General features: G+C 44.8%; 23 protein-coding genes. 16 read left to right on the top strand and 7 right to left on the bottom strand.

From position 1 onward, the window contains the following. Positions 1-22: 22 nt before the first annotated feature. Positions 23-286: a cation transporter gene (locus Q8O20_RS03290; RefSeq protein ID WP_305529965.1), complete on the top strand. Its 264-nt coding sequence runs from the start codon at positions 23-25 to the stop codon at positions 284-286. On the opposite strand, the gene Q8O20_RS03285 is transcribed toward Q8O20_RS03290, so the two are convergent. Then, complete coding sequence (locus tag Q8O20_RS03285) at positions 279-1,250, bottom strand: argininosuccinate synthase domain-containing protein (protein WP_305529964.1); 972 nt, start codon at positions 1,248-1,250, stop codon at positions 279-281. The genes Q8O20_RS03290 and Q8O20_RS03285 overlap by 8 nt on opposite strands. A gap of 14 nt (positions 1,251-1,264) precedes the next feature. Further along, positions 1,265-2,911, bottom strand: coding sequence for a DNA primase (gene dnaG, locus Q8O20_RS03280; protein ID WP_304741281.1), 1,647 nt, complete (start codon positions 2,909-2,911; stop codon positions 1,265-1,267). A 79-nt stretch (positions 2,912-2,990) separates the two neighbouring features. Between dnaG and rpsU the strand changes: the two genes are divergently transcribed. The 4 genes from rpsU to Q8O20_RS03260 all read left to right on the top strand — a co-directional run bounded on the left by rpsU (position 2,991) and on the right by Q8O20_RS03260 (position 6,741). Then, positions 2,991-3,203 carry a 30S ribosomal protein S21 gene (rpsU, locus tag Q8O20_RS03275; RefSeq protein ID WP_015652475.1) on the top strand — a complete coding sequence of 71 codons (213 nt, stop codon included), beginning with the start codon at positions 2,991-2,993 and terminating at the stop codon, positions 3,201-3,203. A gap of 119 nt (positions 3,204-3,322) precedes the next feature. After that, positions 3,323-4,486 (top strand): formate-dependent phosphoribosylglycinamide formyltransferase, encoded by a 1,164-nt coding sequence (gene purT / locus Q8O20_RS03270; RefSeq protein ID WP_305529963.1) that lies wholly within the window; start codon positions 3,323-3,325, stop codon positions 4,484-4,486. Next, positions 4,483-5,403: a D-2-hydroxyacid dehydrogenase gene (locus Q8O20_RS03265; RefSeq protein WP_305529962.1), complete on the top strand. Its 921-nt coding sequence runs from the start codon at positions 4,483-4,485 to the stop codon at positions 5,401-5,403. The genes purT and Q8O20_RS03265 overlap by 4 nt, the downstream gene beginning before the upstream one ends. A gap of 105 nt (positions 5,404-5,508) precedes the next feature. Continuing rightward, positions 5,509-6,741, top strand: coding sequence for a GGDEF domain-containing protein (locus tag Q8O20_RS03260; RefSeq protein WP_305529961.1), 1,233 nt, complete (start codon positions 5,509-5,511; stop codon positions 6,739-6,741). Here Q8O20_RS03260 and Q8O20_RS03255 read toward each other — a convergent pair. Then, positions 6,738-7,643 (bottom strand): AEC family transporter, encoded by a 906-nt coding sequence (locus Q8O20_RS03255; protein ID WP_305529960.1) that lies wholly within the window; start codon positions 7,641-7,643, stop codon positions 6,738-6,740. The two genes, Q8O20_RS03260 and Q8O20_RS03255, sit on opposite strands and share 4 nt — an antisense overlap. 119 nt (positions 7,644-7,762) lie before the next feature. Between Q8O20_RS03255 and Q8O20_RS03250 the strand changes: the two genes are divergently transcribed. The 7 genes from Q8O20_RS03250 (at position 7,763) to Q8O20_RS03220 (ending at position 13,686) form a co-directional block, all read left to right on the top strand. Further along, on the top strand, positions 7,763-8,020 hold the full coding sequence (locus Q8O20_RS03250; RefSeq protein ID WP_305529959.1) for a hypothetical protein: 258 nt from the start codon (positions 7,763-7,765) through the stop codon (positions 8,018-8,020). 163 nt (positions 8,021-8,183) lie between these two features. After that, complete coding sequence (locus Q8O20_RS03245; protein ID WP_305529958.1) at positions 8,184-9,785, top strand: FAD-dependent oxidoreductase; 1,602 nt, start codon at positions 8,184-8,186, stop codon at positions 9,783-9,785. Positions 9,786-9,843: 58 nt separating this feature from the next. Next, entirely contained in the window at positions 9,844-10,539 is a 696-nt protein-coding gene (locus tag Q8O20_RS03240) for a succinate dehydrogenase/fumarate reductase iron-sulfur subunit (RefSeq protein WP_305529957.1), read from the top strand. A 55-nt stretch (positions 10,540-10,594) separates the two neighbouring features. After that, positions 10,595-11,092, top strand: a complete 498-nt coding sequence (locus tag Q8O20_RS03235; protein WP_305529956.1) for a YajQ family cyclic di-GMP-binding protein — start codon at positions 10,595-10,597, stop codon at positions 11,090-11,092. 9 nt (positions 11,093-11,101) lie between these two features. After that, a complete protein-coding gene (locus Q8O20_RS03230) occupies positions 11,102-12,055 on the top strand; it encodes an HD-GYP domain-containing protein (protein WP_305529955.1) in 954 nt (317 codons plus the stop codon). After that, complete coding sequence (locus tag Q8O20_RS03225) at positions 12,052-12,675, top strand: DNA-binding protein (RefSeq protein ID WP_305529954.1); 624 nt, start codon at positions 12,052-12,054, stop codon at positions 12,673-12,675. Before Q8O20_RS03230 ends, Q8O20_RS03225 begins: the two co-directional genes overlap by 4 nt. 12 nt (positions 12,676-12,687) lie before the next feature. Next, positions 12,688-13,686: an HD-GYP domain-containing protein gene (locus tag Q8O20_RS03220; protein ID WP_305529953.1), complete on the top strand. Its 999-nt coding sequence runs from the start codon at positions 12,688-12,690 to the stop codon at positions 13,684-13,686. Here Q8O20_RS03220 and Q8O20_RS03215 read toward each other — a convergent pair. Continuing rightward, complete coding sequence (locus Q8O20_RS03215) at positions 13,672-16,491, bottom strand: helicase-related protein (RefSeq protein ID WP_305529952.1); 2,820 nt, start codon at positions 16,489-16,491, stop codon at positions 13,672-13,674. The genes Q8O20_RS03220 and Q8O20_RS03215 overlap by 15 nt on opposite strands. Before the next feature lie 84 nt (positions 16,492-16,575). Between Q8O20_RS03215 and Q8O20_RS03210 the strand changes: the two genes are divergently transcribed. Genes Q8O20_RS03210 through Q8O20_RS03195 form a run of 4 tightly spaced genes read left to right on the top strand, consistent with a single transcriptional unit; the run spans position 16,576 to position 18,658 of the window. Beyond that, positions 16,576-16,884, top strand: a complete 309-nt coding sequence (locus Q8O20_RS03210; protein WP_305529951.1) for a hypothetical protein — start codon at positions 16,576-16,578, stop codon at positions 16,882-16,884. Beyond that, on the top strand, positions 16,860-17,198 hold the full coding sequence (locus tag Q8O20_RS03205) for a DUF309 domain-containing protein (protein ID WP_305529950.1): 339 nt from the start codon (positions 16,860-16,862) through the stop codon (positions 17,196-17,198). The genes Q8O20_RS03210 and Q8O20_RS03205 overlap by 25 nt, the downstream gene beginning before the upstream one ends. Further along, positions 17,183-17,803 (top strand): NAD(P)H-dependent oxidoreductase, encoded by a 621-nt coding sequence (locus tag Q8O20_RS03200; protein WP_305529949.1) that lies wholly within the window; start codon positions 17,183-17,185, stop codon positions 17,801-17,803. The genes Q8O20_RS03205 and Q8O20_RS03200 overlap by 16 nt, the downstream gene beginning before the upstream one ends. Before the next feature lie 12 nt (positions 17,804-17,815). Then, on the top strand, positions 17,816-18,658 hold the full coding sequence (locus tag Q8O20_RS03195; protein ID WP_305529948.1) for a mechanosensitive ion channel family protein: 843 nt from the start codon (positions 17,816-17,818) through the stop codon (positions 18,656-18,658). Here Q8O20_RS03195 and Q8O20_RS03190 read toward each other — a convergent pair. The 3 genes from Q8O20_RS03190 to flgE form a co-directional block, all read right to left on the bottom strand. Further along, positions 18,655-19,752 carry an MFS transporter gene (locus Q8O20_RS03190; RefSeq protein WP_305529947.1) on the bottom strand — a complete coding sequence of 366 codons (1,098 nt, stop codon included), beginning with the start codon at positions 19,750-19,752 and terminating at the stop codon, positions 18,655-18,657. The two genes, Q8O20_RS03195 and Q8O20_RS03190, sit on opposite strands and share 4 nt — an antisense overlap. A 1-nt stretch (position 19,753) precedes the next feature. Beyond that, complete coding sequence (locus Q8O20_RS03185; protein WP_305529946.1) at positions 19,754-20,257, bottom strand: RDD family protein; 504 nt, start codon at positions 20,255-20,257, stop codon at positions 19,754-19,756. A 219-nt stretch (positions 20,258-20,476) separates the two neighbouring features. After that, positions 20,477-22,639 (bottom strand): flagellar hook protein FlgE, encoded by a 2,163-nt coding sequence (gene flgE, locus Q8O20_RS03180; protein ID WP_305529945.1) that lies wholly within the window; start codon positions 22,637-22,639, stop codon positions 20,477-20,479. Positions 22,640-22,677: the final 38 nt, after the last annotated feature.

The following is a 22,677-nucleotide window of genomic DNA, read 5'->3' as shown; positions in this document are numbered from 1 at the left end:
AAATTATTTAAAGGATTCGCGAATGAAAAAAGTTCTCCTCTCTTTAGTTGCTTTAGTTGCGATTACAAGTGCCGATCAGCTCGTAAAACTCAATGTGAGCGGTATGACCTGCCCTGCGTGTGTGAAAAATGTAAAAGGAACTCTGAACGAAGTAAATGGGGTCAAAGAATCAACTGTTTATCTCAAAGAGGGCAAAGCGGAAGTAAAAGCTTCAGACGGCACAAAAGCCGAAGCGATGTGCGATGCCGTTAAAAAAGCAGGTTATGGCTGCACAGTAGCTAAATAAAATACCTTTGTGCATCGTGGCGGCTCATGTCGCTCACGGTTGTGAGTGCATCTTCTCCAAACATCAATGTTTGCTCCCCTTCAAAATCCGGTTTACAATACGCTAACATCAATTTTGCCGCTAACACACGGTCGTTATCGCTCGCATTGTGTGAGATAAGTGAATGGGGACCGAAGAGTTCCGTATCGATGTGAATGTATTTGGGATTCTCAATGGCTTCTAGTATGGCATTATCTTCGGCATTGCGCCCGATAATGAGCTTTGCCCCCTCCGGAAGACGAAGCTGGCGGCCGTATTTGAGTGTCGGGATATCTTCAATAGTAAAGGTATCATGAGCGATAAAATCACGGATTTTATTAGAGAACTTCTCATCGGTGAGGAGACAACCGCCACCCGGTGCTTCGTAATCCTTGAGTCCGAATGATTTGGCTAACTCTATTTGTCGTTCACGGTTACGTCCGACAATATTTTCGAGTTTGTCACGATCGACCCATCCGTTGATTTCGGCAAGGGTCGGCTCCAACGATTGTGCACACAATGGGCGTAAAAGCAATCCATCGCAGTTGCTAAGATTGAGGACTTTATCAAGTGATTCACGATTTTGGCTCATCGGACGTTGCCCGAGCACTTCGCCGCTGATGAGAAAACTTGCCCCCCACTCATTCATAAGCCGCTTGGCCACTTCAAACATTTTCGCATGACAATCGATGCAGGGATTAAAGTTTTTACCGTAGCCGTATTTTGGGGTAAAGAGGACTTCGCGGATATATTCATCACGGATATCTATACTTCTAAATTCGGCACCCACTTGCTCGCACATGTTTTTCATATGGGTGAGGCGATCTTTGGTCGAACCGAATCCTGTATTGATATTGCAGGCAATCACTTCGATCCCTTGATCAAGGATGAGTTTCATTGCTAATGTTGAGTCTAGTCCACCGCTGAATAGGGCTATGGCTTTCATATAATTCCTTCGTTTTAGCCTAACGGTACTAATTCACCACGCTTTAGGCGTTCGATTTTGTCCCGAAATTGACGTATTAAATACGATTTTTGATCGAATGATATCGTATTTTGAGTTGTCACTTTTTTGAGTTCACGATTATAATGAGCACTCAAGAAAGTAATAAGTTCCGCTCTCATCCCCTCATCTCCCTCAAACGTACGTATTCGATCATCTATCATCAATGCGCTGAGTCTTGGATCGTCTGAGCGTCCTTGAAGGGCGGCTTCGAACTCACTCGCATGGTATTGCAAGAGGCTCCCGTCTATAAAATCTAGCAAGGTGTCTGTGATATGAGGACGCTCCAAAAGTGTTTTGATAAAACTCAGTTCCCAAATATCGTGATGGGAAAAATTGATGGGTTGCACGGTAGCGGTTTTATTGGGGCGTCCCACTTGGATCAATGAAGGAGAAATCCCCAGTTTTGAGGCAATATAGGGGCGATACTCTTCTTGAAGCAGCGGAGAGAGGGTTTTGAGAAAAGCGATGTTTTCATGCAGTGCCGTCTCTTTGGCTTTGGGATCTTGGAGATCATAGGCGCTAATCATCTCTGAGATAACAAACTCGATAAAAGGGATCGGACGGTGCAAAAGGGCATTAAGCTGCTCGATTTGGCCGTTTTTGATCATATCGGCGGGGTCAAGTCCCCCTTCGAACAAAACAACGCCACCATCAAACCCTGACATGCTCAAAAGCTTGGAGGCTTTGTACGCGGCGGCACGTCCCGCTTTGTCGCCGTCATAGGCCAAGAATATTTTCGGCTCACCCTTGCGTAACAGCGGAAGATGCTCTGCTGTGAGAGCTGTTCCCAGTGTCGCGACGGCATGGGTAAATCCTGCCTGATGGAGCATCACGACGTCCAAATACCCCTCGGTTACGATGATCTCTCGGCGGCGATAGATCGCTTCACGGGCGAGGTGATAGGCATAGAGGAGGCGCGATTTGTTGAAAATGGCACTTTGGGAAGAGTTGACGTATTTGGCTTGATGTCCGGTGATGGTACGTCCGCCGAATCCGACGATAGCACCGCTGGTGGAGTGGATCGGAAACGTGATCCGCTCGATAAAACGGGCGAAGAGTCTCCCCTCTTCCCCTCGCCCGATAGCCCCTTGTTCGATCGCATCTGGGGTAGGAAGTTTTCGTTGTTCTAAAAAACGGAGCGTTTCAGGTGAGGTCGGGGCGTATCCGATACCGAACCGCTCGATACTGGAGGCGTAAATTCCCCGCTCATGGAGGTAATCCATTGCCGTTTTATTTTGCTCTAAAAGCTTTTGGTACCACTCGTTCAGTGTCTCGAGTAGGTTAGAGCGTTTTTTTTGTTTCGTGTCGTCGGTGTAATGAAGGGAAAAGTTACTCGAAGCGGCCAGTTTTTCGATTGCTTCGGGGTAGTTGAGTTTCTCGTACTCCATAACGAATTTGATGCTATCGCCGTGTGCGCCGCATCCGAAACAGTGGTAGCTTTGGCGTGAGGGGTTGACGACGAAGCTCGGGGACTTCTCATCGTGAAACGGACAAGGAGCTTTAAAACTGCTTCCTGCACGCTTGAGCTCGACATAGGTGCCGACGATATCGACAATATCAAGCCGGGCTTTGAGAGCCTCAATGGAGTCTTGGGTAATCATAAAGTTATTTTAACTCAAGACGCCTAAAGTTATGGTACAATTCGCACTCAAAATTTTAAATAGAAAGTAGGTGATGTGAATGCCTGGTATCGTTCTTAGACAAGATGATAACTTTGATGCTGCTTACCGCCGTTTCAAGAAACAAACAGATCGTAATCTGATTGTTACTGAAGCTCGTGCTCGCCGTAACCATGTTACAGAGACTGAAAAACGTAAACAGTTCAAAATCAGCGCTCGCAAAAAGATGTTAAAACGTTTGTATATGATGCGACGTTACGAATCTCGCCTGTAATCTCTTGCGCTTCGGCGCTTGGGTTACAACCCTCTTCCCCTCAACTTTTCCCTTTGTAACAAAACCTTTACTAACCCTATGATAAACTTCGTGTAACAATTTTTGCACAAGGCTACATTATGCTCTTTAGCGCACCCCTTAAAACCAATTCCAAAAAAATCATGCTCTTAGGCTCCGGCGAGCTCGGCAAAGAAGTGGCCATCGAGGCACAGCGTCTCGGGATCGAAGTGATCGCGGTAGACCGTTATAAAAATGCCCCCGCACACCTCGTAGCAAACCGATCTCATGTGATCAATATGCAAGATCAGGAAGCGGTATTAAAGATTATCCGTAAAGAGAAACCCGATTATATTCTCCCTGAAATCGAAGCGATCAGTATCGATGCGCTATTTGCGGCTGAAGCGGAGGGGTTTTGCGTTATCCCCAATGCCGAAGCGGTCAACAAAACAATGAACCGTAAAAATATCCGCCGTTTCGCGAGCGAAGAGTTGGGTCTTAAAACAAGTCGTTATCATTTTGTGAGCACCTATGAGGATATGTGCAGTGCGGCTGAGGATGTCGGATTCCCGTGTGTTATCAAGCCTGTGATGAGTTCTTCAGGACATGGGCAAAGTATCGCGCAGAGTCCGTTTGATTTGGAAAACTCGTGGGAGATTGCCAAAGAGGCACGCGGTGACGCAAGCGAGCTGATTGTCGAGGAGTTTATCCGTTTTGATTACGAAATCACATTGCTCACTGCCCGTAATGGCGTAGAGACGGTTTTCTGTGAGCCGATCGGCCATATTCAAAAAGACGGTGACTATATCTACAGCTGGCAGCCGATGGAGATGTCGAAAAAAGCACTCAAACGCTCTCAAAAGATCGCAAAAGCGATTACTGACGGTTTGGGCGGTAAAGGGCTGTTCGGTGTTGAACTGTTTGTGGCGGGGGACGATGTCTATTTCAGTGAAGTGAGCCCGCGCCCGCATGATACGGGGATGGTAACGCTCATCACCCAAAGTCAAAGCGAATTTGCCCTCCATGTGCGTGCGGTGCTTGGATTGCCGTTAGGCTTTACGTTCTACGGTGACGGTGCGAGTGCCGCGTTTAAATCCACGGTTGAATCGCATGAACCGGTGATCGATGTCGCTGATGAGTTATTCGATGATAACAGCTTTGTCCGTGTGTTCGGTAAGCCTGAAGCGCACGTCGGACGACGTATGGCGGTAGTATTGGTATTTGATAAAGTGAACAAAGCGCTCAAAAAAGCGAAAAAATTGATCAAAAAGATTCAAGACGCATGAAAATAGTCATACTCGATGCACTAACCTACGGGGATACCTCGTTAGTAGGGTTTGATACTTTAGGTGATGTGACTATCTATCAGACAACCTGCGTGGATGAGACGATAGAACGTATTCGTGATGCGGAAGTGATCGTTACCAACAAAGTGGTGATTAGCAATGCCGAAATGGAAGCCGCACCGAAACTCAAACTTATCTGTGTTGCGGCGACGGGGATGAATAATATCGACCATGAGGCGGCGGCACGTCGTGGAATCCGTGTCAAAAACGTGGCGGGGTACTCGACCGATGCGGTGGTACAACACACGTTTTCGATGTTGTTTTACCTGATGGGGCATAGTCGTTATTACGATGAGTACGTTAAAAGCGGAGCATGGCAGAAGGAATCGGTATTTGCCCATATCGGCCCTTCGTTCAGCGAACTGCGCGGAAAAACGTGGGGGATTATCGGACTGGGCGAGATCGGCCGCTCTGTTGCAAACATTGCCCGGGCATTCGGTGCTAACGTTTGTTATTATTCAACCTCAGGGAAAAATGAGAACGACGATTTTGAGAAAACGACGTTGAGCCGTTTGATCGAGAACAGCGATATCCTCTCTATTCATGCACCCCTTAACAAATCGACCGAAAATTTGATCTCCCACTCTGAACTGTTGCAGATGAAAGACGGTGCGGTACTTTTAAATCTTGGTCGCGGCGGAATTGTGGACGAAGATGCTCTTTCTGTGATCATTGACGTCAAGCCGATTTATGTCGGTTTGGATGTATTGATGAGTGAACCGATGAAAACACCGCATCCTCTTTTGGCGGTAAAACATCCTGAACGCCTCTATATCACTCCCCATATAGCATGGACATCCCGTGAAGCGCGTGAGCGGCTTATCGCCGCTACCATTGATAACATCTGCAGTATTTAACTCGAAATACTGCAATCTTTTCTCTCTTGCTTTTCCATTTTAGGATTTTTTTAACAATAGAGTGCTATTACTATAATAAGTAGTTATAACAATAGAAGAGGCAGTGTGAAAAAAAACAAGAGAAGCGATATTAAGCGGTTTGGCTCATTTGTTAAACAAGTAGTGGTAGTTTCAGCAGTATTTGGAATAACACTATTTGTTATCTATTGGCTTCTTGTCAGTCAAAGTAATCGCAACCCGCTCAAAGAGCAAAGCAAACAGACCGGACGGATGATTTTTTCGATGTTTTATACTGCGATGCAAAACGGGTGGGGGCAAAAGGAGATTGATGCGATGACGTATCGTATCAATCAGGATAATAAAAATCTTCAAGTTAAACTTTATCGAGGACCGCTCGTCGACGCAGTGTATGGTAAACGACAAGAGCAAGGCTCTTTTACGATGATCGATAGAGATGAAATGGAACTGGTTGATAACGGAACGCTACGGTATCATTACGCGATTAAATTTGAGCAAGCGTGTTTACGATGTCATGCCAATGCAAATATCGGTGATGATGCTGGGATGTTGGAACTCACCTTCCCTATGGGGGAGTTTTGGGTCAGCAGTACCTATGTCTTTAAAATCATCGGTGCCATATTTATTGTGACACTTTTTTCCATATCATTTGTCCTTTACGTCATGTTGAAGAGAGAATTTATTACTCCGCTTGATGATTTTGTGGTTCAGGTTGATAGGATTATGTCACACCAAGATTTACGAAAAGAGATTAGTGTAAAAACATCGATAGCAGAACTAAACCATTTGAAAAATGCATTTAATAAAATTCGAGCTCAATTGGCAGATTCATTTGATTCGATCAAGCTATCGGCAGAGGTGGATGAATTGACAGGGGTCTTTAATCGATTGAAACTCAATCAGATATTAGCTCAGTATGGGCATAGCCGGTTGGAATGTTCGATTATATTATTTGATTTGGATAAATTCAAGCCGATTAATGATACTTATGGACATGATATCGGGGATGAAGTACTCAAACGATTTGCATCGGTCATACGTGAAAATCTCAAAGGACGCGATTATGTTTTTCGTCTTGGAGGAGATGAATTTTTGGCACTTTTACCCCATACATCGGCACATGATGCGGAAATGATTGCGGTGCAGATTGAATGGGAGTTGAGTACTACACCTTTGGTTGTAGAAAGTGGTATGATAACAATAGCGTGTAGTTACGGAGTTGCATACAGTGAAGACGTAACGCATATGTTTGATGAGTTGTTTCGCAGTGCTGATCAATCAATGTTTGCCAATAAAAAAGCCAAAGATGTCGCGCGTTAAAACAAGTGCAAAAGGGTAGGAAGTACCAGCGCGATCCCTAAAAAAACGATGGATGTCGTAAATACCTGCACCGTAACGGTGCGGGGGGCACAGTGATAGAGCGAGGCGAGATTAACATTCGCTACCGCTAACGGAACTAACAGCTCCAAAAATAAAATCCCCTTCACGACCCTATCCATCTCCACCATCCCTAATACGACAAACGCGATTACGGGTATCAAAATAAATTTTGTTCCGTTGACCCATGCGCTAAGTCGTAGATTAATCTCACCGAGTTTAATGCCGTAAAGATAAATCCCAAACAACACGAGTTGCATTGTCATAGAAGCATACGCCCCCATCATCAGCGTTTTATCGACAGCGGGGCTTGGGACATAGCCGATGAGATTCAGCGCGATAGCGACCATTGCCGCCCAAAGGACGGGAAGTTTGAGGATATTGAGGAGTGAACCCTTTACACTGAACTCTCCGCGTGAATAGTAAAACACCCCTATCGTATAGACGACGAAAACATTGACGAGGTTGATGAGGGTAAGATAGGGGACGCTCATTTCTCCGAACAATGCAATTCCCAGAGGAATACCAAGATTTCCCGTATTGCCGATTAATGCCGCAACGGTGGCGATGGAGCGCTCTTTAGGTTCAGAAAAAAGCATTCGGGCTAATGGAATCATTAGGAGCAAAGAGACCAATGTAATCCCAAGATAGAGGGCAGGTGCAAAGAGAAGTTCCGTATCGATGGGACGTTTGAGCAATCCCCAAAAAGTGAGAAAGATTTGTAAAAAATAGACACTGAGCAGAGTAATAGTACGATCATCGATTTTCTCTTTAAATGTCCATTTGGCACCGAAACCGACAGCGATAAAAAGGTAAATACCCATAATAGAGAATAATGTTTGCATAGTCTTTTTTTGATAGGTATTGTAGCGAAAAAAACAGTACGCTTTTTTTTGAGTTATTAAGATTTTTTTATAGTTATCGTCGTTACAATGTAGTGAATTTTATGAGTGGAAGGGGTGGCATGAAAAAATTTGTATGGGTATTGTTTTTGGTCGGTTGTGTTGGAGCATCCGCAAATGATGCATTAAAAGCAGAAGTTACTACGTGGCTTCAAGGGCTAGATGGCGGTGCTCAAAAGGCTAAATATGATTCTCTTGGAGCAGAGAAACAGTCTGCATTGGATAAGTTCTTTGAAGAGTGTAGAGCTGACGTGGCCAGCGGAAAATTACCAAAAGGGACGTGTAAACCGCTTTTCTTAGAAAAGCTAAAAGCACTTTAAGGTTCGGCATTTGCCGAACTGTGAAGAAAAAAAGTATTCCTATCTTTCCCTTAAATTTTTATCTCCTTTGCTTTCATTGATAAACCCCTAAAATCCCTTTCGCTACAATCCCTTTACGAATGAAGATTGCATCTAAACGATAGTATGATGAAAAAGGTTTTGAATGGCTAAAGTATTGATTATCGGTAGTGGCGGGGCAGGACTGGTGAGTGCATTATCAGCATCTGAGGCGGGTGCCGAGGTGATTGTCGCCTCCAAAACACTGGCTACACGCTCACAAACCTCAATGGCGCAAGGGGGAATGAATGCGGTTTTAGGTTCCGATGATGCAATCGAAAACCATATAGAAGATACACTCCGATCTTCTGCCGGATTAGGCGATGAATCACAAATCACTTTTATGTGTGAGAGGGCTCCTGAAGCATTACGGTGGTGTAATTCAATCGGCTTGCCGTTTAGCCGAGATGAATCGGGTGAGATTGCCAGACGGAGACTCGGAGGAGCATCAGCTCCGCGTGCGTGTTATGCGCAAGATTATACAGGGCTCAAGCTCCTCCATACGTTATATGATCAATGCCTTAAAGCAGGGGTAGAGTTCAAAAATGACCGTTTTTTACTGAATCTTAGTGTTGATGAAAGTACTAACCGTGTGTTAGGGGCATCCTTTTTGCATGTTGAAACCGGAGAAGTGGAAGAGATTCGTGCCGACGCTGTAATCCTTGCAACGGGCGGATACGGTGCACTTTATGGCAAACACTCCACTAACTCGGTTCAAGCGAGCGGTGACGGGTTAGCGGCGGCAGTACGTGCGGGGGCGCGCTTAGCGGATATGGAATTTATTCAATTTCATCCGACGGCGCTGAAGGGCTCCTCTATCTTGATTAGTGAGAGTGCCAGAGGAGCGGGGGGATATCTCCTTAATGCTGAGAATGAGCGATTTACCGACGAACTTGCCTCTCGTGATGTCGTCGCTCGTGCAATTCATGATGAGATAAATAGAGGTGGCTCGGTCTATCTTGATATCCGCCATTTGGGAGAAGCATTTATCAACCATGAACTTCCTCAGGAGAGAAAATTGGCACAGCTTTATGAGGGGATTGATCCGGTTCGTGAGCGGATACCGATCAAGCCTGCCGCCCATTACAGTATGGGGGGGATTGAGGTTAATGATGATTGCATGAGCAGTGTGAGCGGTTTGTTTGCCGTCGGTGAATGTGCGAACCATAAAACACACGGAGCAAACCGCTTAGGGGGGAACTCACTTCTTGAGTTAGTCGTTTTCGGCCGTCACTGCGGAGCTAAAGCGGCTGAATACGGAACTAAAAATCCCGCTTCCTTATCGGATAACCCACAGTTAGCGAAAGATACAAACTTCGTTCGCGGAGTGATGTATTTCACTAACCAGATAGACTTTTACCAAAAACAAGAGATGCTCGCAAATATCTTCTATAACAATGTCGGGTTAGTACGTGATGATATGGGGCTTAAAGCGGTGCTCGGCGCGATCCGTCAGATGCAGAAAGAGTTACCGTTTATGGGACCGCGTGACAAATCCAAAGTGTGTAACAGCAATTTGGTCGAATTTATTGAGTTTGGTAATAAAGTCGAATTAGCCGAGATCATTGTCGTGAGTGCAATCAGCCGTGTTGAGAGTCGCGGGGCACATTATCGACTCGATGCACCGATCCGAAACGACAGGATGTTCGGAGCCCACACAATCACATGGAAAGAGGATGGAGTACTATGCGCCGATTTTATACAATGAACGAAGATATAGAGGATGATTTTGACGATGAAGAGAATGAACGGGAGTGGTGTGACTGATGGAAATATCTATTTTACGCGGTGAAGAATCACAAGCCTATAACGTTGAGTTAGAAAATATTACCCTCCTGAGTGTTTTAAATCACATTAAAACAAAAATTGATCCGACGTTAACCTTTTCCCACGGGTGCCGTAGCGGGGTATGCGGCAGCTGTGCCGTCCGAGTGAATGGACGTGAGCAGTTGATGTGTGAATACAAACCTTGTGATGGCGATGTGATTGAACCGATCCGAAATGCTCGCGTAATTCGAGATTTAGTGGTGGATACATCCTCTATCGAGCGTTTTATCTCATGTGCAAACGCTTGGAGTGAAGGTTCGCGTGAGGGATGTGTTAGTGAAGAGGAGGCGAGCCGTATCGAGACACAAACGGATTGTATCCTCTGCGGGTCGTGTTACAGTGCGTGCCCTGTCTATGCAGTGAACCCTGACTTCATCGGTCCCTTTGCACTGACGCGCGTGTGGCGCTATGTGAATGACGTGCGTGAAGAAAGGAGTGATGGGAAAATGGCGGCAGTCCAAACCAATGGAATATGGGATTGTACACTGTGTGGCGAATGTGTCCCCGTGTGTCCCCAACAGATCGCTCCGGTACAAGATATACGCATGTTACGAAACAAAAGCGGCATGATGGGATACTCTGATCCTACTATGAGTTATGGTGGTGGATTAGATTTTGGAGGAGTGACATTTTAAAATATTAAGGTTTTAGTGTGTTATACTAATGTTATAAAACAGTTAGGACTTTCATATGGCATCTGAACACTCTCTCGATATCTCCGCAAAAATTGATCTTCAAGCATTTAAAGACGCGATTGCTCAATCTGAAAAAGAGGCAATCGGCCGTTATGATTTTAAAGGGATCACCTACGAAATCAACTACCGTGAAAAAGAGAAACAGCTTATCCTTCTTGCTTCCAGTGATAATAAGCTCGACGCCCTCAAAGATATTGTTATAGCACGGCTTATCAAGCGGGGACTCTCTTCGAAAGCACTTGAAGAGTTGAAAACCGAGGATGCAAGCGGAGGGGCGCGAAAAGCGACCTATAAAATCGTGGACAGCATCGAATCCAAAGAAGCTAAAAAAATTATGGCAGAGATTAAAAATCTTAAAACAAAAGCAAGCGCTGCCATTGAGGGTGATTATATCCGTGTGAAATCCAAACAGATTGATGAACTTCAAAAGATAATGGCACATATCAAATCCCTTGAGTGGGATGCGCCATTGGTATTCGAAAACTTTCGATAAGAGTTTGTGATGAAGCAAAAAAAGTACAAACGAATTGATAAACGGCTCATTACCGAAGGGTCACAAATCGATTTCAATCTTTTTTTGACGAATGAGACTAAAAATGCAATGACCATTTTTTTACAAAGTGACAGTGCTGTAAATGGGGATACTAAAGTAAAACTTCGTGAAGTTGAAATGCTTTATATTAGTGAAGACGAGGAAGAGCAATATCAATCTTATGTCAATAAACACCTCCAAAGTATTGCAAGAAACTCTGATATCCCAACAGAGCAAAAGGCACGTTTAATCTATGAAAAAGCGTCTGAAACGATTGATGCTATGTTTAGCAACCCCGAATCGCTTAAAAACGTTGAAAATACTCAGCCGGTTGTCAACAGTTTCATCGACATTATTCTGAACGACACGAGTGCTGTCGAATCGTTAATGAAGATTACGGCACACGACTACTATACCCATACCCACTCGATTAATGTCAGTATCTACACGCTTAGTTTAGGCTCCTTTTTAGGAATCACGGGGAAAGACCTGGAAGTACTCGGGATGGCGGCTATTTTACATGATCTTGGGAAAAGTAAGATCGATTACGAGATCATCAATAAAAATGGTAAACTGACCGAGGATGAATTCATGCAGATGAAAAACCATCCTGCACTAGGACATGAGATTGCTCTGAATCTAGGTATTAGCGATGAGCGAATTTTGAGTGGGATTCGTCACCATCATGAAAAGATTAGGGGGGGAGGATATCCCGACAATCTGAACGGGGAGCATATTAGTCAGTTTGCCCGTATCATCGGCGTATGTGATGTCTTTGATGCCCTCTCAACAAAACGTTCCTATAAAGACCCCATGAGTTCTTTTGAATCTCTTAAGCTGATGAAAGAGCAGATGGAGGGGCATTTGGATATGAAGATTGTGAATTCGTTTATTAAAATGTTACATACACAAGGAAAATCATGAAGAAAATGACCATCGCCGATGCGGCGGAGTATTTTAATGTTTCCAAAGAGGCGATTCATAATCGGATACGGCGCGGTAGTTTGGATTGTATCGTCGATAACGGAGTGAAATATGTCGCTGTTGAATCGGCAAAAAACAATGCTTCATCGACTGTCGTGAGTGATAACCGTTATACGCACTATATTGAGCAGGAAAATGAGCGGCTGCGAGAAAAAGTAGATGTTCTTGAAAAAGAGACGAGTCGGTTGCGTGATCAACGAGAACAAATGTTAATCGATGAACGGGTCAAAGTAGAGCAAATATACAAAGAGCGCGATGCACAACTGCGCAGTGTACTCCATGTGGTAGCAACCAAATTTCTCTCGCATGCTTCCGTGGAGGATGTGATGGAAGAGGCAAATGCGGTAGAGGCCATTAATGTCGATGTGGTTGATACTGAAATCGAGGAGTGGGTTTCATTAAAATCCTTTTTGAAACTCAAACGTTATAACGACAAAGAGAAAAAAAAGATCAAAAATCGCTTTGAAGCAGTGATGGGGGATGATGTGAGACTTAGTCTTCGCAACGGAAAGGTATTTCTGAATCCTTCTGAATATGATTACTCGGATTTGTTGCGTTAGGCAACGGTTGAAGTGAGACAAATACGCATTTTTCGGCGATACGATGAAAGCCATCAACCATCGTTTGTAGAAATTGAAAAATGGCTTTTAGACGTCAATGACGTTCTCGAGTTTGACCTTTTTCGCAGTGAAGGGAAATTTTCGGAAAAAATACTTTTTTGGTCAAAAAATACGATTATCGATACGGAAATAAAAACCGAAATAGATCAAATACACTCTCTCTACATACGTCAAAGCGATCTTCCTCTATACAATCTGTTTGTAGATAAGATTGTTCAGGCGGTGGCTCGAAACGAGCATATACCGATAGTCAAAAAAGCGGCAGTCATCTATCGGCAAGCCTCGGTTATTCTCGATGAGATGTTTGAAAATCCCGAAGAGCTTGAAAATGTTCCGAAATCAAAAAAAGTGGTCAATACATTCGTCGATACGATTTTCAGTGATTCCTATGCGATAGAGTCAATGATCAAAATTACCGCCTATGACTATTACACCCATACCCATTCGATCAATGTGTGTATTTATTCTCTAAGTCTGGGATCATATTTAGAACTTAACGCGATAACTCTTCAAGAACTCGGGATGTCGGCATTGCTTCATGATTTGGGGAAAAGTAGAGTCGATTCAAAAATAACCAATAAAAAAGGGCATTTAACCGATAGCGAATTTGAGGAGATGAAGCACCATCCTCTCTATGGGCATACGATCGCCTTGAAGATAGGAATTCGTGATAACCGTATTCTCGATGGGATACGTCATCATCACGAAAAACTTGACGGTAGCGGCTATCCTGATGGGCTTATGGGAAAAAATATTACACTCTTTGCCCGTATTATCGGCGTGTGTGATGTCTTTGATGCCATCTCAACCAAACGCTCTTACAAAGAGAGTATGAGTTCCTACGATACCTTGATGCTGATGAAAAAAACGATGCAGCATCATCTCGATATGGAGATAGTTGATGCTTTTATTCGAATGCAGCAGCATGGGGATATTTTATCGGCGGTTTGAAGGGAAACGTTTTCTCACTTCGGCAGAATTTTGCTGTCCTTTAGCTCGGTTGAGATTATTAAAACAGCTTTGGCAAATTGCAAATTCGCTATTTGGGGCTAACGGTTTTCCGCATGTTTTACAACGTGGGACAAAATGGCTTTGCTGGAGTGAGTTTTCGATAAAGCGGTTCAGCTCCCCTCTAAATGTTCGTGCTTTTTCGGCATCGACAAAAAATTCTCCCAACCGATATGACAGCCACAAATAAAGACTGATCTCTTTGATCCGATCTTCCGCCTCTTGAAGCTCTTCCATAGAGAGGGCATAATGACCCAAACGTTGCGGGGGAATATAGGCGATCGGTTTTTTCTGCTCCAAAGCTCTTACATAGCGCTCGAATGACGCCATAACAAGTGGTGATGAGGTCGAAAGGGGTGCGGTAGCAAGAGTATATTTGGTTCGCATATCCAAATCATAGCGATCGACGATAGCGGAGGCTTCCTGCATCGATTCGAGGTTGGCGGCACGGAATGGCCCTTCAAATTTCATATTTTCGACAAAAAAGTCAACGATATTGGAGAGTGATTTCTCCTCCAAAATATTTGAGACGAGCATAATGTGATCAAAATTTGCCATCACATTGAAGGGGAGTGTTATCGGATCGATCGCTTTAGTAAAGAGTGTGGTGATGGTTTTGAGGACATCACCGGTAAGCGCACCGACATACCCTTTTTCACTCAATCCATAGCGTCCCGCCCGTCCGGAGATTTGCCGTACCTCAGTAGCGGTGAGGTTGCGCTGGTTTTGGCCGTCAAATTTGTCGGCTTTGGAGAAGAGAAGTGTTTTAATGGGAAGATTTAATCCCATACTGATCGCATCCGTCGCGACGAGAATGTCCGTCTCCCCTTCGCGGAAACGTCGTGCCTCTTCGCGGCGTACTTCGGGACTTAGATTTCCGTAGATAACGCTGGTTTTGTATGTTTTAGAGAGTTGCTGTTTCAATCGCAGAGCATTGGAACGGGTAAAGGCTATCACGGCGGTTTTTGGCTCAATAGCATCAATCGGTGTGACTGATTTTAGAAGTTCGAGGGGATTTTTACGCTCAAATTCGACAATTTCCAACGGTTCACCCAAATATTCGGCTAACGCGATGACGGCCTCTTTGGCGTTTGGGGATCCTGTCATAATAACCGTTTTCGCAGGTGAGCCGATGATGGCATTCGCCCACGCCCATCCCCGATCGCGGTCATCGATCATTTGTACCTCATCAATAACACAGCAATCGACCTCTGTTTCGAAACTGAGCATCTCGATGGTGGAGCTGATATGGGTCGCATCTTCATCGAGGAGCTGCTCTTCTCCGGTGATAAGTGATGCGTTGACTCCATTCTCACGAAGTGTCTCGTACCCTTCTAACGCTAACAAACGCAACGGTGCAAGATAATATCCCGTTCCCGCCTTTTTGAGCTGTTGAAACGCCGTATAGGTTTTACCGCTGTTAGTAGGCCCCGTATGAAAAATAAGACGGCGTCGCAGTGAACGTGCTAGTGGGAAGAGATTTTTAAAATCGCGTACGGTACGGGCAAGGAGTGCTTGACGCTGACGTTTGAGCAGTTCGTTGGCATTGCGCTGGTCAAAAGCAAAAAGTACCCGTCGAGTCGTTTTGGAACTGATGTGGGGGGTGTGGGTGAGATAGGGGATGAGGAGTTCATAAACAACCCCATAAAGATCCTCATCGCTCATCTCCAAGAGTTTAGACCTTGTACGACACTCTTCGATGAGATGATGCAATTCATCGAGAAATGCTCTCTCCTCTTGAACACTTTGTTTCTCGACCATCGTTGTGATAGTAAGCTCTTCTTCATTCCATATTTGGCGGCTTAACTCATGTGCATCCAGATGAAGGGAGAGGGTATATTCAAGCGGCTCTTCACGATACGGAAGGATAAGCTGTTTCTCAATTTCGATGATTAAATCGTCGCTTCCGATCGATGTCAGCGGGGTGTGCAAATGGTGTGCCAATACATCCCGTAAAATCTCATTGTTGAGCGCTCCATAGGTTTGGATAGAGGGGGGCGCGCTTTTAAGAGAAGCAATAATCTGCTCTTTCGTGAGATAACGGTGAGAAGCAAGATTGAGAGAAGATAAAAACTGATTTGTTTGTTCTTGTTTTTGTGCCGTCAGAGCAGATTTTAGTTCCGTTATTTCTGGAACCAATATCTCCAGAGACTCTTCATGTAACCGTTTTTCATTCAGCGGTGGTGTCTTCAGGACATGAATTTTAGTAAAGCTTTCTGTATCTATATGGTAGAGTATAGGAGCATAGTACTCTAACGTATCGTCAAAGTTGAATTTCCCTTCCAACGCTTTTTCGAGAGCTTCTCGCTTGAGGGTATATCGGATATGTTCCAGTTTTCCTGCAATTTTTTCAGGTGTGATTTTTCGGGTACGAATATCGATAAATGAAGAATGCAGTGTGCGCCGCTCATCAGGAGTAATATCAAAAGCCTCTAACAACTCATCGATTTTCTCTTCCCGCTCATGCGGTTTCTCTTTGGGCTTTGGATTGGGATAGATCTTCCCCTCATTTTTGAAAAATGCGACAATCATCTCACGACTGTCGCTCTCCCCCTCCGACCACAAACGGCGAAAGGTTTTAATGAGAGTTGTTTTGTCGGTTGTACCGGTAAATATCCCTAGTGTGTGAGAGAGGGCAATGAGGGATTCGGTCGGAACCCGCTCTATCCCCTCATCAAATCCTTCATTGCCGAAAAAATGGCGAATGGATTGGTTGAGTTTGATCATTTTTTTCTTTTTCTTAGCCATAGTGTAAGTGTAGCCTAAAATCCTAAGGCTAAAGCATTTCTTGTTTTGATAAACTTTCGCAAAATGATCTGTAAAGGGGCGGATATGGTCGATCTAAATGTCGATGAATGGACGCAAGAAGAGTTTTTACGTAACAAAAAAGAGCTTGAAGCCAATGGCGTTAAAGTACTGCTAATTGATACAATCCTAAATCCTATTGACGGTGCCGAGACGACTCTTTACACTCCGCCGATTCTTAAAAACGAGCCAGAGGGAAGTGTGTTTGTTTTTTACTGCGACAGCGGGAAATCCTCCAAAGAGCGACTAAAAGAGTTTCGAGGTAAGTTTCCGAAACACGTCTGTATCAGTTTACGGGGAGGAAGAGGGTATTGGCGCAAAAACTTGAGGGTATAACAGAAGCATTAGAGGCGTTTGTTCGCTCACTCGAAGAGGGTCGTTATTACGATGCCCATGAGGATGTGGAGGCTATTTGGTATCCGCGTCGTTTTGAAGCAAATGATGAAGTGCTTCTTTGGAAAGGGTTTATCAATGCTGCTGTGAGTTTTGAGCTGATAAATCGAGGAAAGGCAAAGCCCGCACAAATTGCTTGGCAAACCTATCTCAAATATCGGATACTTTTAGAGAATCTTATTACTCCCCATAAAGAACTCTACGTTAAAATAGAAGCACTTATTCACACTAGGAGATTAGAATGTCAGAATTTTTAAAAGCGATGGCGTTTCGTCATGCGTGTAAAGTGTTTGATAGCGAAAAACAGATTCCTGCTGAGGAATTTGAATCACTGCTGGACGTGGCTCGCACGTCCCCTTCATCGTTTGGGATGGAGCCATGGAGAATGATCGTTATTCGAAAGCCGAATCTCCGAAAGGCACTTAAAAGTGCGTGTTGGAATCAAAACCAGATTACCGAGTGTTCCGAATTGGTGATTTTTACCACCGATAACGACACGGTACGCAGCGGTACACCGTATGTACGTAAAATGTTTGAGCGTCGCGGTCTTAGTGCTGAATCGGTCGATACCTATATGGGGGTCTATAAAAATTACCTTGAACCGATTGAATGTGATGAGGTATTGCTGGAGAACTGGACGGCAAAGCAGTGTTATATTGCCTTAGCGAACATGATGACCTATGCGGCGACATTAGAGATCGACAGCTGCCCGATAGAGGGGTTCGATAAAGAGCAAGTTGAAGCAATCTTGGATATTGAATACGGTCACAGTGTCGCTGTGATCTGCGCATTTGGATACAGAGTAAATCCGCAGAGTCCTCAAGTGCGTCTTGATTTGAAACAGATCGTTGAATACCGCTAAGAGGAGAAAAGGATGATCCGTAAAATTGAACATGTCGAAGACAAAGTTGCACAGTACACCGACATCATAATGGGGTATGCTACCGAATACGGACTCAAAATTCTAGGAGCGGTTACCATCTTCTTTATCGGAAAATGGATCGTTCACAAACTCATAACCTTGATGCGTAAAGGGATGGTAAGGTCCCATGTAGATGAAACACTCATATCTTTTGCGGGCAATGCTATTTATGTTGCGTTGATGATTGCGGTACTCGTTGCGGCTGCGAGCAATCTGGGAATTAATACCACCTCATTTGTTGCGGTTTTCGGTGCAGTGGGCTTAGCAATCGGCTTGGCACTCAAAGATACCCTTGCCAATGTCGGGGCTGCGGTGCTGATTATCTTCTTCCGTCCGTTTAAAGTGGGTGATTTTATCGAAGTATCGGGAGTGATGGGGACGGTCAAAATAATTAACCTGTTTTCGACAACACTAACGACGGCGGATAACCGTTCGATTATTATCCCCAACGGTGCATTGATCGCCGGAAACATTATCAACTATACGGGGAATGAAACACGACGGATCGATATGACGTTTGATATCGATTACAAAGATGATCTCAAACTTGCCAAAACGATTGTATCAGACATATTGGACGCTCACCCTAAAGTACTGCAAACACCTGAGTCACTTGTCGCGGTTGGGGCATTGACCCAAAATTCCGTCCAACTGATTGCCCGTCCATGGGTAAAGGTTGAAGATTATTGGGATGTGATGTTTGAGATAACCGAATTGACCAAATTGGCGTTTGATCAGCATCATATTACCGTTCCGCTTCCTCAGGTTGTAACCCACGTCAAGCACGAAGATTAGCGGTTATTCATCAAAAAAGCGAGCGTCGCGCCCAGTGCGGCAATCGCTCCGGCGATAAAGAGATACGCAGGAGCGTATTGATAGACGACTCCCGCCCCCAATGCCCCCACAAACCCCCCCAGACCATACGAAATCCCAAAGAAAAATTGCTGTGATAGACGTCGTGCTTTATAAAGAGAAAACAGCACACTGATTGCGGCAGTATGAAAGAGGGCAAAACTAAAAGCATGAAGGCTCTGGGACGCAAACAAAACGACCAAAGAGTTAGGAAAGAGGGCAACCAAAAACCATCGTAGGGTCGTAATGAATGCGGTAATCCATAGTAGAGCATGGAGGTTGCGTCGGAGCAGCTTGCCTTGAAAATAGAACATTATGATTTCGGCAATAACCCCAAAACTCCACAGCCATACGGTAGTATCCAAAGAGACTCCGTGATCGGTCGTATAGATGGTAAAAAAGTTATAAAAGGGACCGAAGCTTACCTGCATCAGAAAAAAACCGATCCAGAGAGGAATATGGTTTCGGATTGAAAAACGGCACTCCTCGTGTGATGCACCGCACTCATCGCTCGGACTATGGCGTTCTCTCCATCCGATCAGTGCTCCAAAAAACATTGTTATCAAGGCCATAACGATTAAAAATGCAATCCCGACATACGGTGTACTGAGATATTTAACCAAAACCAAAGCGATGGCGATAAACCCGAAGGAGCCGAAAAGACGGATCTTTCCATAGCGCTCTTTGCCTATCTGTTCCAGCGCGATTACTTCGATGTAGGGGAGAATGAGGGCAAGTCCGATTCCAAAGAGGATATTGGCCATCAGTAGAGGCCAAAAATGCTCCAATGCGGGATAAAATCCTGCTGCACCTAATCCCATAAGAATGAGGGCGGAAAAAAATGTTTTTTGACTTAGTTTGAACCCTCTGAGAAAGAGAAACGGTATCGCAAACCGCACCAGCGGAGCGGAGGCAAAAATAACACCGATCGCTGCCGGAGCATATCCTACCATGGAAAGAATTTTAGGGACAAAAATAACATGTACCCCAATCAAGGCAAAATAGAAAAAATAGAAAGAGGCGATTAAAACGCTCATGTTAGGGGACGCGGATAACGGCAGTGCCGCTGAGGAGGTCGTGCAACGCCCGTTTGTCTTTTCGAAACAGCCCGATAAAAAATCCGATCAGTGTTATAAAAGAGAGAAAATAACCGATAAAACGGAGGGTTAGTTTCCAATAAGGGGCATTTTGGAGGGTTAGGGCATCTACGACACGCGTACGAGCCAGCTTTTTCCCCGGTGTTTGACCGCTTTTGTGCCATAACCAAACGTATGTTATAAGAAAGAGCGCTATTTGGGTAATCGAAGCTATCGGATTAGGGGGGTTGCTCTGGGCTTTAGGGTCATGGACTAAGACATCCAAGCCGCCTGCCGTATTCATTTGATCATAGCCGAAGACAATCATCATGAGGAGGGATATGGGGAGCCCTATCATGAAAATATCGGTTACAAATCCTGCGGCACGAGGCCAAAAAGGGGCAAACAGTGCTTTGGGTTTTGTGGTGTGTGAATATTTTTTTGTTTTTAGGGTTCGCCATCTCATAAGTGAAAGTATAACGATATTACTATTCGTTTACCAAGTTGATTCATAATATCGTTATCCCAAATGACAGCAGCAAGTCAGCGGGTAACGTTTTCTCATTCATCACTCACTCCTTAAGTTTCAAAGTTCAAAGTTCCGGCGTTCATCCTTCTCGCCGGAAAATTATCCTACTAAAATATATTATTGTCAAAAAGAATTGGTCGCTAACGCATAAGTGCGTTAACGTTTGAGTCCGATGAGGGTTTCGAGAAGTGTATCAGAAGTGGTAATTGTTTTACCGTTGGCTTGATATCCGCGCTGGATAATGATCAATTGTGTCAGTGATTTAGACAAATCGACGTTGGAAGCTTCAAGCGCAGAGGATTGCATAAAGCCGCGCCCTGCCGTTGCCGCCGTACCGATGATCGGATCGCCTGAGTTGGCCGATTGGAGATAAACATTTCCGCCATCGCTCACTAACCCCTCGTTATTCGAAAATTTTGCCATCCCGATTTGTGCCAAACCGAAAGAACGCCCGTTAGAGAAAGATCCTACTAACGTACCGCTTTGGTCGATTCGGATACCGACGAGATCCCCTCCGGGATAACCGTCTTGGCTGATACCGCTGGTTCCTGATGGATTATCAAAACTGGTCATACCGTCAAATGAGTTGATCGTACCGAAATTCAAATCGATGGTTTGATTCGGAGCCGAACCGTTATTGGCGGTATAGGTGAGACTTGGAATCGTTGCGAGGGCTAGTGCTCCGGTATTGGTAAAACTGATACGTCCGGCATCTAGATTCGTGAGTTCATTTTTATTGATTGTTCCGCCGATATCACCGGGTGATGGGACACTAACTTCATAAACCCACTCGGTTCCTCCGCTGGAGTTGAGAGCCGTTTTACGGAAATCGAGGCGAAGGGTGTGTTTGGTTCCAAGGGAGTCGAACACATCAATACTCGCCGAGTGAGTAGCGGCATTAAACGATTGGCTCAATCGTGAGATGCTTGAACCGGTGGTCAATGTCCCTGAGAGTGTTTGAAAGTTTTGGGTAAATCGAGTGTTTTCAGTGACCCCTGCTGAGGTTAATCCGGTCACGGCGAGACGAAGATCGTATTCATCGACTCCGGCACTACCGGGATTTTTGATCTCGAATTGCCCTTTTGCATTAATTTCGACAGTAATAGCAGATTCTGTTAAGACGTTATCATTATCTCCGTGATCATCTCCTATAAGACGGGCATCATGCTGCATTTGAGCCCGTAAATCTTCCGTTGATGTGAATTGACGTATAGCGCCGGTTGCAGTGGTTTCACCTATAGGGGTGGCTCCTGCACTAACAAAAGAATATTGAAATGCGGTGATATCGCTTCCACTGGTAAAACCAGTCGCTGCTACATCCGAAGTTACAACCAAGCTAATGTTTTTACTGGCGGAGGTTGTCCCACGTGTATTATCATTAGTAAGGATCAAAATAGCCGGATTTGAAGGATCTGGTGCCGCACTCACACCGGTCGTTGCAGTATTGGCATTGATTTTGGCGGCTATCATACTGGTCGCTTGAGATGCCGTTTCTGTCCCGGCGAATACCAATGACATGGAAACCCCGTTCACGTCAAATGCTAAAGCACCGGCAGCAGGTGCGGCGATTGTATCGCTGTAGGTTGAGGGCTGATAGCTCGTCCACATCCCTTGACCGGTTTGGAGATTCAACGCATTTCCGCTGGCATCAAATAAAACGTTAAAAAATTCAGGGCGATCATCATCCGCAGTGTTGGCTAAGCCATCGACACCGGTTGTGTTAAGACTATTAGTATCAAGATTATAGATTGGTTTGAATTGTTCTACTTGATCCCCTGAACTGAGGTTTGCTTTGATCACTACTTCCGTAGTTGATTGTGCCGGAGTCGTTAACCCCGGCGGGATTTGGATATTAGCGATCGGTGCGGTAGCATCAACAAGACCGGTAGTCTCATCGCGTACCCATCCTTGCACGATAAATCCGTTGTTATCGACAAAATTTCCTGCCGCGTCAAATTTAAAATCCCCCGAACGGCTATACTTATAGGTATTTCCCCCATCGGAACTGACGATGAAAAAACCATCACCCTGAATCGCGACGTCGGTATTTTTATCGGTATTTTGGATTGACCCTTGAGAGTGGATACGGGTAACCGAGCTGACGGTTGTTCCAAGACCGATTTGAACGGCATTTTTACCCCCGATTTGCCCCTGTGGAGCAGTCGCGATCTGGTTGGTTTGGGCTAACAAATCAGAGAAGTTTGCACGCGAATATTTATATCCGATCGTGTTTACGTTAGCAATATTGTTAGATTCAACGTCCATTGCAACCTGATGCGATTGCAAACCGGTAACCCCTGCGAAAAGTGATCGTAACATAATATGTCCTTTATGACAAAGTAAAATTTAAAAGCAAA

This window comes from Sulfuricurvum sp. (assembly GCF_030691015.1).
Classification (GTDB): domain Bacteria; phylum Campylobacterota; class Campylobacteria; order Campylobacterales; family Sulfurimonadaceae; genus Sulfuricurvum.
This window is presented reverse-complemented; position numbering and strand designations above follow the sequence as displayed.

Bases quoted from the DNA above. Each gene is read 5' to 3' on its own strand.
- Q8O20_RS03290 (WP_305529965.1), top strand. From the start codon at position 23: ATGAAAAAAGTTCTCCTCTCTTTAGTTGCTTTAGTTGCGATTACAAGT.
- Q8O20_RS03285 (WP_305529964.1), bottom strand. From the start codon at position 1,250: ATGAAAGCCATAGCCCTATTCAGCGGTGGACTAGACTCAACATTAGCA.
- dnaG (WP_304741281.1), bottom strand. From the start codon at position 2,911: ATGATTACCCAAGACTCCATTGAGGCTCTCAAAGCCCGGCTTGATATT.
- rpsU (WP_015652475.1), top strand. From the start codon at position 2,991: ATGCCTGGTATCGTTCTTAGACAAGATGATAACTTTGATGCTGCTTAC.
- purT (WP_305529963.1), top strand. From the start codon at position 3,323: ATGCTCTTTAGCGCACCCCTTAAAACCAATTCCAAAAAAATCATGCTC.
- Q8O20_RS03265 (WP_305529962.1), top strand. From the start codon at position 4,483: ATGAAAATAGTCATACTCGATGCACTAACCTACGGGGATACCTCGTTA.
- Q8O20_RS03255 (WP_305529960.1), bottom strand. From the start codon at position 7,643: ATGCAAACATTATTCTCTATTATGGGTATTTACCTTTTTATCGCTGTC.
- Q8O20_RS03250 (WP_305529959.1), top strand. From the start codon at position 7,763: ATGAAAAAATTTGTATGGGTATTGTTTTTGGTCGGTTGTGTTGGAGCA.
- Q8O20_RS03245 (WP_305529958.1), top strand. From the start codon at position 8,184: ATGGCTAAAGTATTGATTATCGGTAGTGGCGGGGCAGGACTGGTGAGT.
- Q8O20_RS03240 (WP_305529957.1), top strand. From the start codon at position 9,844: ATGGAAATATCTATTTTACGCGGTGAAGAATCACAAGCCTATAACGTT.
- Q8O20_RS03235 (WP_305529956.1), top strand. From the start codon at position 10,595: ATGGCATCTGAACACTCTCTCGATATCTCCGCAAAAATTGATCTTCAA.
- Q8O20_RS03230 (WP_305529955.1), top strand. From the start codon at position 11,102: ATGAAGCAAAAAAAGTACAAACGAATTGATAAACGGCTCATTACCGAA.
- Q8O20_RS03225 (WP_305529954.1), top strand. From the start codon at position 12,052: ATGAAGAAAATGACCATCGCCGATGCGGCGGAGTATTTTAATGTTTCC.
- Q8O20_RS03215 (WP_305529952.1), bottom strand. From the start codon at position 16,491: ATGGCTAAGAAAAAGAAAAAAATGATCAAACTCAACCAATCCATTCGC.
- Q8O20_RS03210 (WP_305529951.1), top strand. From the start codon at position 16,576: ATGGTCGATCTAAATGTCGATGAATGGACGCAAGAAGAGTTTTTACGT.
- Q8O20_RS03200 (WP_305529949.1), top strand. From the start codon at position 17,183: ATGTCAGAATTTTTAAAAGCGATGGCGTTTCGTCATGCGTGTAAAGTG.
- Q8O20_RS03195 (WP_305529948.1), top strand. From the start codon at position 17,816: ATGATCCGTAAAATTGAACATGTCGAAGACAAAGTTGCACAGTACACC.
- Q8O20_RS03190 (WP_305529947.1), bottom strand. From the start codon at position 19,752: ATGAGCGTTTTAATCGCCTCTTTCTATTTTTTCTATTTTGCCTTGATT.
- Q8O20_RS03185 (WP_305529946.1), bottom strand. From the start codon at position 20,257: ATGAGATGGCGAACCCTAAAAACAAAAAAATATTCACACACCACAAAA.
- flgE (WP_305529945.1), bottom strand. From the start codon at position 22,639: ATGTTACGATCACTTTTCGCAGGGGTTACCGGTTTGCAATCGCATCAG.